This is a genomic window from Gilvimarinus sp. 1_MG-2023, assembly GCF_030548285.1.
Genome location: NZ_JAUOSC010000743.1, coordinates 1 through 295 on the forward strand (window position 1 = coordinate 1; position 295 = coordinate 295).

The following is a 295-nucleotide window of genomic DNA, read 5'->3' on the forward strand; positions in this document are numbered from 1 at the left end:
GGTTAAAAGACCAGAATTCAGTCATAACGGCATGGTGTCGTCGAACAGCCAGAGGCCTGGCCCGGCGCAAGGAGAGAATAATTGATGGCAAAACAAGCGGATGGTGGCACTGAGGGAATGGCTGGCAGCAGTATGAACTGGCGGCAATTGTTGTTGCCGCTGCGTTATGGCGAAACCCAGGCCCGGCTGGCGCTGGATATCGGTCGAACGCCTTTTCACAAGGATTATGACCGTATTATTTTTTCATCGGCGTTTCGGCGCCTGAATCGTAAAACCCAGGTGCACCCCCTGACTG

At 53.9% G+C, this 295-nt stretch carries 1 pseudogene; it reads left to right on the forward strand.

The annotated features are described in order from the left end of the window. Window positions 1–84: 84 nt before the first annotated feature. Window positions 85–295 (forward strand): annotated as a pseudogene (locus Q4563_RS18850) (hypothetical protein); the annotation flags it as partial.